Origin of the sequence: Amycolatopsis sp. CB00013, assembly GCF_001905755.1 — a bacterium.
GTDB classification, from domain to species: domain Bacteria; phylum Actinomycetota; class Actinomycetes; order Mycobacteriales; family Pseudonocardiaceae; genus Amycolatopsis; species Amycolatopsis japonica.
The window spans coordinates 250859-263863 of sequence record NZ_LIWC01000008.1 but is presented as its reverse complement, the minus strand read 5'-3'; the positions used below and the strand labels follow the sequence as shown (position 1 = coordinate 263863).

General features: G+C 69.6%; 13 protein-coding genes. 11 read left to right on the top strand and 2 right to left on the bottom strand.

What is annotated here, in order from left to right; all coding sequences use genetic code 11:
* Positions 1 to 6 precede the first annotated feature (6 nt).
* From AMK34_RS40870 to AMK34_RS40860, 3 genes are read left to right on the top strand one after another with little or no spacing between them, the layout of a single operon-like run.
* Positions 7 to 813: an IclR family transcriptional regulator domain-containing protein gene (locus tag AMK34_RS40870; protein WP_073849122.1), complete on the top strand. Its 807-nt coding sequence runs from the start codon at positions 7 to 9 to the stop codon at positions 811 to 813.
* Positions 806 to 1375 (top strand): nucleotidyltransferase family protein, encoded by a 570-nt coding sequence (locus AMK34_RS40865; protein WP_073849121.1) that lies wholly within the window; start codon positions 806 to 808, stop codon positions 1373 to 1375. Before AMK34_RS40870 ends, AMK34_RS40865 begins: the two co-directional genes overlap by 8 nt.
* Positions 1376 to 1407: 32 nt before the next feature.
* Positions 1408 to 2280 carry an AAA family ATPase gene (locus AMK34_RS40860; protein ID WP_073849120.1) on the top strand — a complete coding sequence of 291 codons (873 nt, stop codon included), beginning with the start codon at positions 1408 to 1410 and terminating at the stop codon, positions 2278 to 2280.
* 3 nt (positions 2281 to 2283) lie between these two features.
* Here AMK34_RS40860 and AMK34_RS40855 read toward each other — a convergent pair whose 3' ends face one another.
* Complete coding sequence (locus tag AMK34_RS40855) at positions 2284 to 3303, bottom strand: aldo/keto reductase (RefSeq protein WP_073849188.1); 1020 nt, start codon at positions 3301 to 3303, stop codon at positions 2284 to 2286.
* 96 nt (positions 3304 to 3399) lie between these two features.
* Here AMK34_RS40855 and AMK34_RS40850 point away from each other — a divergent pair, with 96 nt between their 5' ends.
* Genes AMK34_RS40850 through AMK34_RS40835 form a run of 4 tightly spaced genes read left to right on the top strand, consistent with a single transcriptional unit; the run spans position 3400 to position 7454 of the window.
* Positions 3400 to 3966 (top strand): TetR/AcrR family transcriptional regulator, encoded by a 567-nt coding sequence (locus tag AMK34_RS40850; RefSeq protein ID WP_038509694.1) that lies wholly within the window; start codon positions 3400 to 3402, stop codon positions 3964 to 3966.
* Positions 3967 to 3987: 21 nt separating this feature from the next.
* Positions 3988 to 5241 (top strand): FAD-dependent oxidoreductase, encoded by a 1254-nt coding sequence (locus AMK34_RS40845; RefSeq protein ID WP_338020574.1) that lies wholly within the window; start codon positions 3988 to 3990, stop codon positions 5239 to 5241.
* Between the two features lie 7 nt (positions 5242 to 5248).
* Complete coding sequence (locus AMK34_RS40840; protein WP_073849118.1) at positions 5249 to 6349, top strand: vWA domain-containing protein; 1101 nt, start codon at positions 5249 to 5251, stop codon at positions 6347 to 6349.
* The gene (locus AMK34_RS40835) at positions 6342 to 7454 is read left to right on the top strand and encodes an XdhC family protein (RefSeq protein ID WP_073849117.1); all 1113 of its coding nucleotides are present in this window, start codon (positions 6342 to 6344) and stop codon (positions 7452 to 7454) included. Before AMK34_RS40840 ends, AMK34_RS40835 begins: the two co-directional genes overlap by 8 nt.
* Here AMK34_RS40835 and AMK34_RS40830 read toward each other — a convergent pair.
* Positions 7432 to 7911 carry an Lrp/AsnC family transcriptional regulator gene (locus AMK34_RS40830; RefSeq protein ID WP_073849116.1) on the bottom strand — a complete coding sequence of 160 codons (480 nt, stop codon included), beginning with the start codon at positions 7909 to 7911 and terminating at the stop codon, positions 7432 to 7434. The genes AMK34_RS40835 and AMK34_RS40830 overlap by 23 nt on opposite strands.
* 70 nt (positions 7912 to 7981) lie before the next feature.
* Between AMK34_RS40830 and AMK34_RS40825 the strand changes: the two genes are divergently transcribed.
* The 4 genes from AMK34_RS40825 to AMK34_RS40810 all read left to right on the top strand — a co-directional run bounded on the left by AMK34_RS40825 (position 7982) and on the right by AMK34_RS40810 (position 12997).
* A complete protein-coding gene (locus tag AMK34_RS40825) occupies positions 7982 to 8899 on the top strand; it encodes a threonine ammonia-lyase (protein WP_073849115.1) in 918 nt (305 codons plus the stop codon).
* A 278-nt stretch (positions 8900 to 9177) separates the two neighbouring features.
* Positions 9178 to 9708, top strand: coding sequence for a (2Fe-2S)-binding protein (locus AMK34_RS40820; protein ID WP_073849114.1), 531 nt, complete (start codon positions 9178 to 9180; stop codon positions 9706 to 9708).
* Positions 9708 to 12146: a xanthine dehydrogenase family protein molybdopterin-binding subunit gene (locus tag AMK34_RS40815; protein WP_038509710.1), complete on the top strand. Its 2439-nt coding sequence runs from the start codon at positions 9708 to 9710 to the stop codon at positions 12144 to 12146. Before AMK34_RS40820 ends, AMK34_RS40815 begins: the two co-directional genes overlap by 1 nt.
* Positions 12143 to 12997, top strand: a complete 855-nt coding sequence (locus tag AMK34_RS40810; protein WP_038509713.1) for an FAD binding domain-containing protein — start codon at positions 12143 to 12145, stop codon at positions 12995 to 12997. The genes AMK34_RS40815 and AMK34_RS40810 overlap by 4 nt, the downstream gene beginning before the upstream one ends.
* The last annotated feature ends 8 nt before the right edge of the window (positions 12998 to 13005 follow it).

Sequence of the window (13005 nt, the reverse complement as noted above, 5' to 3'; positions counted from 1 at the left end):
TCTCCCATGGACGAAGGCGAGGTGACCGAGCGCGGAGCGCATCATGTCCAGTCGCTGGAGCGCGGGCTGGCCGTGATCAAGGCGTTCAACGAGGACGCGGCCGAACTCACGCTGAGCGACGTCGCCCGGGCGACCGGGCTGACCAGGGCGGCCGCCCGCCGGTTCCTGCTCACCCTCGTCGACCTGGGCTACGTGCGCACGGACGGCAAGTACTTCTCGCTCACCGCGCGGGTCCTCGAACTCGGCTACTCGTACCTGTCGAGCCTGTCACTGCCGGAGGTCGCCCAGCCTCATCTCGAACGGCTCTCCGCCGAGGTGCACGAGTCGAGTTCGATCTCCGTGCTCGAAGGCCCGGACATCGTCTACGTCGCGCGCGTGGCCGTCTCGCGGATCATGACCGTCAGCATCAACGTCGGCACCCGCTTCCCGGCCCACGCGACCTCGATGGGGCATGTCCTGCTGGCGGGCTTGGAGAACGAAGACCTGCACGGCTACTTCGACGCGGCCAAACTCGAGAAGCTGACCGCGCATACGCTGACCAGGCAAAAAGACCTGCTCGCCGAGCTGGAGAAGGTGTACCGGCAGGGCTACGCGATGGTCGACCAGGAACTCGAAGAGGGCCTCCGCTCGATCGCCGCGCCGATCCGAGACCGGCGAGGGAAGGTCGTGGCCGCGGTCAACCTCTCCACGCACGCCAGCCGCACCACGCCGGAGTCGGTCGAGAAGGAATTGCTGCCGTCGCTGCTCGCGGCGGCGCGGGCCATCGAGGCCGATCTGGCCTCGGCGCCGCCGACCAGGGCGAGGCATGGCTGAGGTCGCGGGGCTGCTCCTCGCGGCCGGGGCCGGGCGCCGGTTCGGCGGACCGAAGGCACTGGCCGTCCTCGACGGCGAACCGTTCGTCGTCCGGTCGCTTCGAGTGCTCGCCGAAGCGGGCTGCGTCCCGGTCCGGGTGGTGCTGGGCGCCTCGGCCGCGCAAGCCCGCGCGCTCCTGCCCGATCCCGAGGCCGCCGTCGTGGCCGAGGACTGGGAGTCCGGCATGGGCGCGTCACTGCGCGCAGGTCTGCGGGCTCTCGCCGAAACCGATGCCGAAGCCGCCGTCGTCCATCTCGTGGATCTGCCCGGGGTCGGCGCCGAAGTCGTCCGCCGGGTCGCCGAAGGGGCTGATGAGAACACCGTCGCGCGTGCCGCTTATGACGGCGTTCCCGGCCATCCCGTGGTTCTCGGCCGTCGCTGGTGGCCGGAGATCGTCGCGGGCGCGTCCGGGGACAAGGGCGCCCGCGACTGGCTCCGCGCGCGCCGAGACCTGAGGCTCGTCGAATGCGGTGACCTCGGCACCGGGCACGACGTGGACCGCCGCGAGGATCTTCCAGGCTGATCTCCGGCTCACCGGGGCTTACGATCGAGACCGTGACCGTCGAATCGCCCGAGAAACTGGCCGAAGCCCTCGAAGCGGTCGGCTATCTCGCCGACGACGGCATCGCCACGGCCGGGTTCCTCGCCGTGACGCTCGGCCGCCCGTTGTTCTGCGAGGGCGAACCGGGTACCGGCAAGACCTCGCTCGCGCTGGGACTGGCCGAAGCGCTCGGCCTGCCGCTCATCCGCCTCCAGTGTCACGAGGGGATCGACGCGGCGCAGGCACTGTACGAATGGGATTTTCCCCGTCAGCTGCTGCACCTGCGGGCGCTGGAAGCAGCGGGTGATGGCGGCCTCGACGTCGAGGCCGCCGAACAGTCCCTCTACACCGAACGGTTCCTGCTCTCCCGGCCGCTGCTGAAGGCGTTGCAGACCGCGCCGTGTGTCCTGCTGGTCGACGAGATCGACCGGGCCGACGACGAGTTCGAAGCCTTCCTGCTGCAACTCCTCGACGAGAACGCGGTGACGATCCCCGAGTTCGGCGAGGTGCGCGCCGAGCATCCGCCGCTCGTGGTGCTCACCTCGAACCGGACGCGGGAGGTGCACGACGCGCTGAAACGCCGCTGTCTCTATCACTGGCTGGAACATCCGGACCTCGGCCGCGAGGTCGAGATCCTGCGCCGCAAGATCCCGCGTCTCGGCGAGACGCTCGCGGCCCAGGTCGCGACGGCGGTGCACCGGCTCCGCGCGATGGAGTTGCTGAAACCGCCCGGGGTGGCGGAATCCCTGGACTGGGCTCAGGCGCTCCTCGCGCTCGGGATGTCCGAATTGGACGCCGCGGCCGCCGCCAGGACGCTCGGCTCGGTGCTCAAGTACAGCGAAGACCTGGACAGGGTCCGGGCCAAACTGGACAAGCTGCTCACCTGAGGTTCAGCGGCGCCGCAGCGACGCGTCGAGCAGCGCGGGCGGGGTGTCGTGTTTCTCCTCGGGGGCGAGGTCGGTGCCCGGGGCGACGATCTCGTCGATCGCGTCGAGGACGTCGGACGGCAGCACCGTGTCCGCGGCGGCGAGTTGCGACTCGAGGTGTTCCAGCGTGCGGGGCCCGATGATCGCGCTCGTCACACCCGGATGCGCGACGACGAAGCCGAGCGCGAGCTGGGTCAGGCTCAGCCCCGCCTGGTCGGCGACCTTGGCCAGCCGTTCGACGGCCTCCAGCCGGGTCCGGTTGACCTGCCGCGTCAGGTCGAAACGCTGGGGCAGGACGGCCGAACGGTTCGTGCTGATCTCGCGGCCTTCCCGGACCGCGCCGGAAAGCCAGCCGGACGCCAGCGGGCTCCACGCCAGCACACCCATCCCGTATTCCTCGGTCACCGGCAGCACATGCGTTTCGATGCCGCGCTGCAGGATCGAGTAGCCGGGCTGCTCGGTGACGTACCGGCTCAGCCGGTGCTCGCGAGCGGCCCACTGGGCCTGCACGATGCGATACGCGGGGAACGTCGACGAACCGAAGTAACGGATCTTCCCCGCGCGCTGAAGATCCGTGAGCGCGGAAAGGGTTTCCTCGTCGCTGGTCTTCGGGTCCCAGCGATGGACCTGGTAGAGATCGACGTGGTCGACTCCGAGGCGGCGCAGGCTGTTGTCCAGCTCGGTGACCAGCCAGCGGCGAGAAGAGCCCTGGTGGTTGCGCTCTTCGCCCATCGGCATGCTCGCCTTCGTGGCCAGCACGATGTCTTCGCGACGACCGGCGATGGCCTTCCCGACCATCGTCTCCGACTCGCCGGCGCTGTACATGTCGGCGGTGTCGATGAGATTGACGCCGCCCGCCAGCGCGGCGTCGACGATGGCCGTGGCCTCGTCCTGGGTGGTGCGCCCGATCGCGCCGAAGTTCATCGCGCCCAGCGCGAGAGTGCTGACCTGCACACCGGTCCTGCCCAAGGTGCGGTACTGCATGACGAGGTCCTCCATGGCAAGATGAGCAAGCGGAACGTTGCTCCGCTAACGATACGGAGCACTGTTCCGTTTGGCAAGCTCGTGGAGGAGTGCGTGATGAGTGACGAGGGCACCAAGGCCAAACGCGCCGACGCCCGGCGCAACGAGAAGACCCTGCTCGACGCCGCCGCGGCCGTCTTCGTCACGTCAGGCGTCGAGGCGCCGGTCCGCGACATCGCGGCCAAGGCGGGCGTCGGGATGGGCACGATCTATCGCCATTTCCCGACCAGGGCCGATCTCATCATCGCCGTCTACCGGCACCAGGTCGACGCGTGCGCCGAAGCCGGACCGGAACTGCTGGCGTCGAGCGATTCCCCGTACGAGGCGTTGCGGCGCTGGATCGACCTCTTCGTCGACTTCCTGGTCACCAAACACGGTCTGGCGGCGGTACTGCAGTCGGACAACGCCGGGTTCGAGACGCTGCACGCCTACTTCCTCGACACCCTCCTGCCGGTGTGCGCCCGCTTGCTCGACGCGGCGGCGGAGGCGGGCGAGATCCGTTCCGATCTGCAGGCGCTCGAAGTCATGCGCGGCGTCGGGAACCTCTGTATCGGCGCCGAAAACGACCCGCGCTACAACGCGCGCAAGATGGTCGAGGTCCTCATCGCGGGCCTCAGGACCTAGGTCCCCTTCTCACCCGAATCCATGGCGACGGCCCATTCCGCGCGCTACAACTCGGTTATGGGACGTACACGGTGTTGTGTGGTGGGGGGCGGTCCGGCGGGGATGGTGCTCGGACTCCTGTTGGCGCGGGCCGGGGTCGAAGTCACCGTTCTCGAAAAGCACAAGGATTTCTTCCGCGATTTCCGTGGCGACACGGTGCATCCGCCGACGTTGATGTTGCTCGACGAACTCGGGCTCGGCGAACGCTTCGCGGAATTACCTTCGCGGCGGCTGGAGAAGATGCGGATGCTGATCGGCGACGCGACCATCGTCGCCGCCGATTTCAGCCGGATTCCCGGGCCGCACAAGTACATCTCGATGGTCCCGCAATGGGATTTCCTGAATCTGCTCGCCGAAGCCGCGGCCGAGGAGCCGACGTTCACCCTGGAGATGGGTGCCGAGGTGCTCGGCCTGCGCGAAGGTGGCGGCGTGCGCTATCGCGATGCCGACGGTGAGGAGCGGGAACTGGCGGCGTCGCTCGTGGTCGGCTGCGACGGCCGGGACTCGCTGATCCGCGCGGAGGCGGGGCTCGCGCCGAAGGAGTACGAGGTGCCGATGGACGTCTGGTGGGTCCGGGTGCCGAAACTCGAGGACACCGGTAAGGAGGCCCAGGTGTTCGGCCGCTTCGAGGGCGGCCTCGCGGGCGTGACCATGGACCGCGGCGACTACTTCCAGACCTCGTACCTGATCCGGAAGGGACAGGACGCCGCGCAACGGGCCGAAGGGATCGAGAAGTTCCGGGAGCGGATCGGCGGCCTGTTCGGCTGGAACGACGAGCAGTTGAGCGAGATCCGCGGCTGGGACGACGTCAAACTGCTGAACGTGCGGATGTCCAAGCTCCCGCACTGGTACTCGGACCGCGTGCTCTGCATCGGTGACGCCGCGCACGCGATGTCACCGGTCGGCGGGATGGGCGTCAACATCGCGGTGCAGGACGCCGTGGCGGCCGCGCGGATCCTCGCCGCCCCGCTGCTGCGCGGGACGCTGACCGCCCGGGACCTCGCCCGCGTGCAGTGCCGTCGGGCCGTGGCCGTCGCGCTCGCCCAGAAGCAGCAATTGGAGGAGCACAAGATGCTCATCGAACCCGCTCTGGACGGGACTCTGAACGAGCGGACGGTGCCGCTTCCGCTCCGCATTTCGGACCGGTTCCCGCAGCTCACCGCCCTGGCGGCGTTCATGGGCGGCATCGGCCCCCTCCGCGAGAAGACCCCGGCCTTCGCCCGCCGAGGCTCATAATGGAGGAGTGAGCGATCCACTGGCCGGCTTCGTCGGCTTCGCGGAGACATTGCGCGAAGCCGGTTTGCCTTGTGACGCACACCGAACCCAGGCGTATCTCGAGGCAGTCGGTGCGATCGACCTTGTGGATCCGGAACAGCTGTACTGGGCCGGACGGCTGACGCTGTGCGCGGATCCCGACGACATCCCGCGCTACGACGCCGCGTTCGACGGCTGGTTCACCGAAAAGGAAGCCGCACCGCGGCGGCGAAGCCGGGAAGTGGCGCCGAAGCGAGCCAGGATCGCGACCCTCGCACACGCGGGCCAGGGCGAATCCGGCGCGGAACCCGACGAACTCCGCGTGGCGGCGAGCGAAGAAGAGATCCTGCGCCACCGAGACCTCGCCGAGTTGAGTGTCGCCGAACGCGCCCACCTGCGGGAACTGCTCGCGAAACTGCATCCGGCGCTCCCGCCGCGCTCGTCACCGCGCCGTCGCGCCGCCCGGCGGGGCGCACTCGACCCGTCGCGCACGCTCCGGGCGATGCTGGCCGGCGGCGGCGAGCCCGTCCGCCTGGCGTATCGGCGACGGAGCACCAAACCGCGCCGCCTCGTCCTCCTGATCGACGTTTCCGGTTCGATGGGGCCGTATGCCGACGCGCTGTTGCGGTTCGCGCACGTCGTCGCCCGGCGCGCCCCCGGCCGGGTCGAGGTGTTCACGCTGGGCACCCGGCTCACCAGGGTCTCCCGCCAGCTCCGGCTGCGCGATCCCGAGCACGCGATGCTCGCCGCGGCCGCCGCGGTCCCCGATTTCGCGGGCGGGACCCGGCTCGGCGAGACCCTGCGGGCGTTCCTCGACCGGTGGGGACAACGCGGCGTGGCCAGGCGATCCGTGGTCACCGTGTTCTCCGACGGCTGGGAACGGGGCGACACCGCCCTGCTCGGCGAGCAGCTCGCCAGGCTGCGGCGGCTCGCGCACGTCGTATTCTGGGTGAATCCGCACGCGGGGCGCGCAGGCTACGCTCCCGTGCAGTCCGGCATCGTGGCCGCGCTCCCGTACCTCGATCGGCTGCTCGCCGGGCACAGCTTGGCCACCTTGGAACGACTTCTCGTGGAGATCGCCGATGCGTGACGTACTGGACGAACTGCACCGCCGATGGGCGGCAGGCGAGACGGTGGGGGTCGGCACGGTGGTGGCGACGTTCTCGTCGGCGCCGCGAAGCCCCGGCGCGGCGATGCTCGTCGCCCCGGACGGCACGGTCACCGGCAGTGTCTCCGGCGGCTGCGTCGAAGGTGCCGTCTACGAACTCGCGCAGCAGGTGGTCGCCGAACGCTCGCCCGTGTTGCAGCGCTACGGCGTTTCCGACGACGACGCGTTCGCCGTCGGGCTGACCTGCGGCGGGATCATCGACATCTACGTCCAGCACATCGACCGCGACTCGATGCCGGAACTCGGCGACGTCGTCGAATCGGTCCACAGTGGACAGCCGGTCGCCGTGGTCACGGTGATCGAGCACGAACGCGAGGGCATGGTCGGGGAGCACCTGATCGTCTGGCCGGATCGCGTCGCCGGTTCGCTCGGTTCGTCGCGGATGGACGACGCGGTCGTCGACGACGCGCGCGGCATGCTCGCCGGCGGCCGCACCGGCACGCTGCACTACGGGCCGGACGGGCAGCGGCGCGGCGAGGGGATGACGGTCTTCGTCAACTCCTTCGAGCCGCCCGCGCGCTTGCTGGTCTTCGGCGCGATCGACTTCGCGGCCGCGATGGCGAAGATGGGCGCGTACCTCGGCTACCAGGTCACGGTCTGCGACGCGCGGCCCGTCTTCGCGACGAAGAGCCGCTTCCCGGACGCGCACGAGGTCGTCGTCGACTGGCCGCATCGCTATCTCAAGGCGGAAGCCGAAGCGGGCCGGATCGACGGCCGCACCGCGATCGCCGTGCTCACCCACGACCCGAAGTTCGACGTGCCGCTGCTGGAGGTCGCGTTGCGTCTCGACGTCGGCTATGTCGGCGCGATGGGTTCACGCAAGACCCACGACGACCGGTTCGCGCGGCTTCGCGAAGCCGGGGTCACCGAGGCGGAACTCGAACGGCTGTCTTCGCCGATCGGGCTCGACCTCGGCGCGCGGACCCCGGAGGAGACCGCGGTGTCGATCGCGGCGGAGATCATCGCGCTGCGCTGGAGCGGTTCGGGATCGCGGCTCGCCGAACTCAGCGGCCGGATCCACGGCTGACACCGGGCACCGGGACCGCCTGGCTCGACTTGACCACCTCGAAGGCGGGCAGGGTTTCGAACCGTTTGACGTGCTCGTCGAACAGTTTCCTGGACAGGTACCGGCTCGCCTTGAGATCCGGGGTGAGCAGCACGACGACGTAGTCCCACTGCCCGACGATGCTGTAGCAGTGCTGCACGCGGGGCTCGGCCAGCATGCGCTCGCGGAAGGCCGCGTGGCTTTTCTCGTCGTCGTCGGTCAGTGCGACCAGGATGACCGACGTCATCCCCGCGCCGAGCGCTTCCGGATCGAGCACGGCGACCTCGGCGCGGATCACGCCCTCGGCGCGCAGCCGGGTCAGTCTTCGCTGGACCGCGCTGGGGGAGAGGCCGACGGCGTCGCCCAAGTCGTGCAGGGGGCGGGCCGCGTCGGCCTGGACGAGGTCGAGCAGCAGGTGGTCGAGTTCGTCTAGGGACACGCAAGAATCTTGCATGGGGGCGGGAGAATTTACAATCGGCGTGATCGGCTCCCGGCCTAGCTTGAGTGTCATGGACCTGAAGCTGGACAACGTCGCCGAGGCGGCGAAGGTGATCGACCCCGTTTTCCTCGACTCCCCGCAGTACAGCGACGAACAGCTGAACGGACGGCTCGGCCGTCACGTGCTGGTGAAGATCGAAACGCTGAACCCGTTGCGCAGCTTCAAAGGCCGCGGCGCGGACTACTTCGCCGCCGGGCTGGAGCCGGGCACCACGATGGTGTGCGGGACCAGCGGCAACTTCGGGCAGGCCGTCGCGTTCGCCGCCAGGAAGCACGATCTGCGGGCCGAGGTGTTCGTCCCCGCCGACATCTCCCCGGTCAAACTGCGGCGGATGAAGACGCTGGGCGCGCGGGTGCGCCGGGTCGAGGGCGAGGCGAAGACCGCCGCGGCCGCCTTCGCCGCCGAAGCCCCCGATCGTGTCTTCGTGGTCGACGGCCGGGAGCCCGCGATCTCCGAAGGCGCGGGCACGATCGGGCTGGAACTCGCGCGGGAGGACGGGATCGACACGGTCGTGCTCCCGGTCGGCGACGGCGCGCTGATCGCCGGGGTGGCGCTGTGGCTCAAGGCGCATACGCCGGACGTCCGGATCGTCGGCGTCGGGACCACATCCGCGCCCGCGATGGCGAAGAGCTGGCTGGCGGGTGAGCCGATCACCGTCGACCGGGCCGACTCGTTCGCCGGCGGAATCTCGATCCGCACGCCGGAACCCGAATCCATCCGGCGGCTGCGGTCGCTCGTGGACGATTTCGTGCTGGTCGGGAACGACGATCTGCGGGCGGCCATGCGGCTGGGCGCGGAAACCCTCGGCGTCCTCCCGGAACCCGCGGGCGCCGCCGGCCTGGCCGCGCTGACCGTGCACGACATCCCGGGTGACCGGGTCGCCACCGTGATCACCGGTGCGAACGCCCCCTGGCCTCGTGAGTGGTAAGTGCCGTTCTAACGACACTTACCACTCACGACCACCTGTACCGAATGGACACTCGCGCTTTCTCCGCACTTGCGCCTGATTTCCGCTGCCGCCAACGCATCTGCGGACCTGTTCGCGAGTCACCCCCTGGTGGGGGTTGCCCTGGCAGGAGTGACGTAGCACGCTCGACTGTGAGTCCGATCACGGTCGTTCCGGGGTCGGTCCGTGACAACCGAATGACCGGCCGCTCCCGAACGACCCCGGACCAGCGCGGGGTTTCTCTTGCTTTTGGAGGCCTGATGCGCATCACCGTCACCGTCGACGGCACCAGCTACACAGACGACGTCGAGCCCCGGACCCTCCTCGTGCATCATCTGCGCGAACGGCTCGGGAAGGTAGGCACCGTGGTCGGTTGCGACACCAGCAACTGCGGCGCCTGCACCGTCCACCTCGACGGGCACAGCGTGAAATCCTGTTCGGTGCTCGCGGTCCAGGCCGACGGCTGCGAGGTCACCACGATCGAGGGACTCGCCCGCGACGGTGAACTCCACCCGGTGCAGAAGGCCTTCCACGAGAACCACGCGCTCCAGTGCGGTTTCTGCACGCCCGGCATGATCATGCAGTCGCTCGACCTGCTCGCCGACAATCCCGACCCCGACGAGAAGGCCGTCCGCGAAGGACTCGAAGGCAACCTGTGCCGGTGCACGGGCTACCAGAACATCGTCCGCGCGGTCCGCGACGCCGCCCACGAGATGCGGCCCGGCGCCGGTCCCGAAGCCGAGCGGCTCGCCTCGGACACCGCCTCCCGTGTCGGCGCGGGTGGTGAGTGATGACCTCCACGATCGAACCGGAGGTCGGCAAGTCCCGCCGCCGCAAGGAGGACGAGCGCCTCATCACCGGCCGGACCCGCTGGACCGACAACCTGACCCTGCCCGGCATGCTGCACCTCGCCGTGCTCCGCAGCCCGTTCGCGCACGCCAAGATCGTCTCGATCGACGTGACCGAGGCGAAATCCGCGCCGGGCGTGGTCGCGGTCTTCACCGGGAAGGACCTCGACCCCGAGGGCGCCATCGGCATGCCGTGCGCGTGGCCGATCACCCCGGACATGAAATCGCCGAGGCGGCCCATCCTCGCCTCGGACACGGTGAACTTCGCCGGTGAGGGGGTCGCGGTGGTCGTCGCCCGCACGTCGGCCGAAGCACACGACGCGCTCGAAGCGATCGACGTCGACTACGACGAGCTGCCGGTCGTCCTCGGCCTGGAGAACGCGCTCGCCGAGGGCGCGCCACTGGTGCACGAGGAGCTCGGCACCAACCAGAACGCGGTGTGGGTCTTCGATTCCGCCGACGCGGGAACGGGTTCCAGCGTCGAAGACGCGATCTCGAACTCCGAGGTCGTGCTCAAACGGCGGTTCCGTCAGCAGCGCCTGGTGCCGGCGTTCATGGAACCGCGGGCGTGCGTCGTGGACCCGACGGGCAATCAGCTGGTCATGTGGTCGGCCACGCAGGTCCCGCACATCCTCAAGACGATGACGGCGGCCACGCTCGGCCTGCCCGAGCACAAGGTGCGGGTGATCGCGCCGGACGTCGGCGGCGGGTTCGGCGGCAAGATCGCCGTGCTGCCCGAAGAGATGATGGCGACGCTCATCGCGCAGCGGCTCGGCAAACCGGTGAAGTGGAACGAGTCCCGTTCGGAGACGATGGTCGCCGCGCACCACGGCCGCGACCAGATCCAGGACCTCACCATCACCGCGAACCGCGACGGCACGGTGACCGGCCTGAAGGTCGAACTGCTCGCCGACATGGGCGCGTACCTCGGGCTCGTCGGCCCCGGCGTGCCGATCCTCGGCGCGTTCATGTTCAACGCGATCTACAAGTTCCCGGCGTACCACTTCGCCTGCACCAACGTGTTCACCAACACCACGCTCACCGACGCCTATCGCGGCGCCGGGCGGCCGGAGGCCACGTTCGGGATCGAGCGGATGATGGACGAACTCGCCGTCGAGCTGGGCATGGACCCGATGGAGATCCGCGAGAAGAACTGGATCAAGCACGAGGAGTTCCCGTTCACCACGATCGCCGGGCTGACCTACGACTCGGGCAACTACGAGGCCGCCACCGAGAAGGCCAAGCAGCTCTTCGACTACGACGGCCTCCGCCGCGAACAGAAGGAACGGCGGGAATCGGGCGACCCGGTCCAGCTCGGCATCGGCATCTCGACGTTCACCGAGATGTGCGGTCTCGCGCCGTCGCGGGTGCTCGGCTCGCTGGACTACGCGGCGGGCGGCTGGGAGCACGCGGAGATCCGGGTGCTGCCCACCGGCAAGATCGAGGTCATCACCGGCGCCTCCGCGCACGGACAGGGCCACGAGACGGCGTGGAGCCAGATCGTCGCCGACAAACTCGGCGTCCCCTTCGAGGACATCGAGGTCATCCACGGCGACACCCAGTCCTCGCACAAGGGCATGGACACCTACGGCTCCCGGTCGCTGGTGGTCGGCGGGATCGCGGTGGTCAAGGCGGCGGACAAGGTGCTCGCCAAGGCCAAGCCGATCGCGGCGCATCTGATGGAATGCGCCGAGGACGACCTCGAATTCTCGGCGGGCAAGTTCTCGGTCAAGGGCACGGATTCCTCGACGTCCATCCAGGACATCGCGTGGGCCGTGTTCTCGGCGCACAACCTGCCGGACGGCGTCGAGCCCTCGCTCGACTCGTCGGACACGTTCGATCCGGAGAACTTCTCCTTCCCGCACGGCACGCATCTCTGCGCGGCCGAGGTCGACACGGAGACCGGACGCGTGCGGTTGCGCTCCTACGTCTGCGTCGACGACGTCGGTGTCGCGGTCAATCCGCTGATCGTCGAAGGCCAGGTGCACGGCGGGCTCGCGCAGGGCATCGCGCAGGCGTTGTTCGAGGAGGCCGTCCACGACGAAGGCGGCACCCTGACGACGGGGACGTTCGCCGACTACCTGCTCCCGTCGGCGGCGGATCTGCCCAGCTTCACCACCGACCGCACCGAGACCCCGTCGACGACGAACCCGTTGGGCGCCAAGGGAGTCGGGGAGGCGGGCACGATCGCCTCGACCCCGGCGGTGGTCAACGCCGTGGTCGACGCCGTCCGGCACTTCGGGGTGAACGACATCGAAATGCCGTTGACCCCGATGCGGGTCTGGCACGCCATCCAGCACGGGTCGGCCGCCGCGGGCGGGCTGGGCTCGGAAGCCGGTGGCGGTCTCGGTTCGATCGACGCCACCGGAGGTGCCCAGTGATCCCGGCCCCGTTCGACTACGTCGCTCCGTCCACAGTGGACGAGGCGATCACCGCGCTCGCCGAAGCCGGTGAGGACGCCAAGGTGCTGGCGGGCGGGCAAAGCCTGCTGCCGGTGCTGCGGATGCGGCTCGCCACGCCGACCACGCTGGTCGACCTCGGGAAGGTCGCCGAGCTGCGCGGCGTCCGCGAGGACGGCGACGCGCTGGTGATCGGCTCGATGACCACGCATTACGACGTCCAGCGGGACGCGTTGGTCGCCGAGCACGCCGCGCTGCTCAAGGCCGCCACCGACACGGTGGCCGATCCGCAGATCCGCCATCGCGGCACGTTCGGCGGCGCCATCGCGCACGCCGATCCCGCCGGTGACCTGCTGGCGCCGGTGCTCGCGCTCGGCTGCGAACTCGTCGTCGCCGGGCCGGGCGGGCGGCGGACGGTGGCCGCGGCGGACTTCTTCCAGGACATGTTCACCACCGCGCTCGCCGCGGACGAACTGCTGGTCGAGGTCCGGGTGCCGAAGCACACCGGCTGGCACGCCCACTACGAGAAGTTCAACCGGGTCGCGCAGGCGTGGTCGATGGTCGCCGTCGCGGCCTGCGTCCGCACCGAGGCGGGCACCATCGAGGAGGCGCGGGTCGCGCTCACCAACATGGGTTCGACGCCGGTGCGGGCGGCCGGGGTCGAGGAGGCGCTGGTCGGCTGTGCGGCCACCGCCGAGGCGATCCGCGGCGCGGCCGAACGCGCGGCCGAGGGCACGAACCCCACGGCCGACGGCAACTCCGACGTCGAGTACCGGCAGCACCTCGCGCGGGTGCTGACCGGCCGGGCGGTCCTCGCGGCCGCGGGTGGCTAAGACACAGA

What these genes read in the sequence shown, in the direction of transcription:
- AMK34_RS40820 (WP_073849114.1), top strand. Translation starts at nt 9,178, where the DNA reads ATGCGCATCACCGTCACCGTCGACGGCACCAGCTACACAGACGACGTC.
- AMK34_RS40870 (WP_073849122.1), top strand. Translation starts at nt 7, where the DNA reads ATGGACGAAGGCGAGGTGACCGAGCGCGGAGCGCATCATGTCCAGTCG.
- AMK34_RS40855 (WP_073849188.1), bottom strand. Translation starts at nt 3,303, where the DNA reads ATGCAGTACCGCACCTTGGGCAGGACCGGTGTGCAGGTCAGCACTCTC.
- AMK34_RS40825 (WP_073849115.1), top strand. Translation starts at nt 7,982, where the DNA reads ATGGACCTGAAGCTGGACAACGTCGCCGAGGCGGCGAAGGTGATCGAC.
- AMK34_RS40835 (WP_073849117.1), top strand. Translation starts at nt 6,342, where the DNA reads ATGCGTGACGTACTGGACGAACTGCACCGCCGATGGGCGGCAGGCGAG.
- AMK34_RS40815 (WP_038509710.1), top strand. Translation starts at nt 9,708, where the DNA reads ATGACCTCCACGATCGAACCGGAGGTCGGCAAGTCCCGCCGCCGCAAG.
- AMK34_RS40845 (WP_338020574.1), top strand. Translation starts at nt 3,988, where the DNA reads ATGGCGACGGCCCATTCCGCGCGCTACAACTCGGTTATGGGACGTACA.
- AMK34_RS40850 (WP_038509694.1), top strand. Translation starts at nt 3,400, where the DNA reads ATGAGTGACGAGGGCACCAAGGCCAAACGCGCCGACGCCCGGCGCAAC.
- AMK34_RS40865 (WP_073849121.1), top strand. Translation starts at nt 806, where the DNA reads ATGGCTGAGGTCGCGGGGCTGCTCCTCGCGGCCGGGGCCGGGCGCCGG.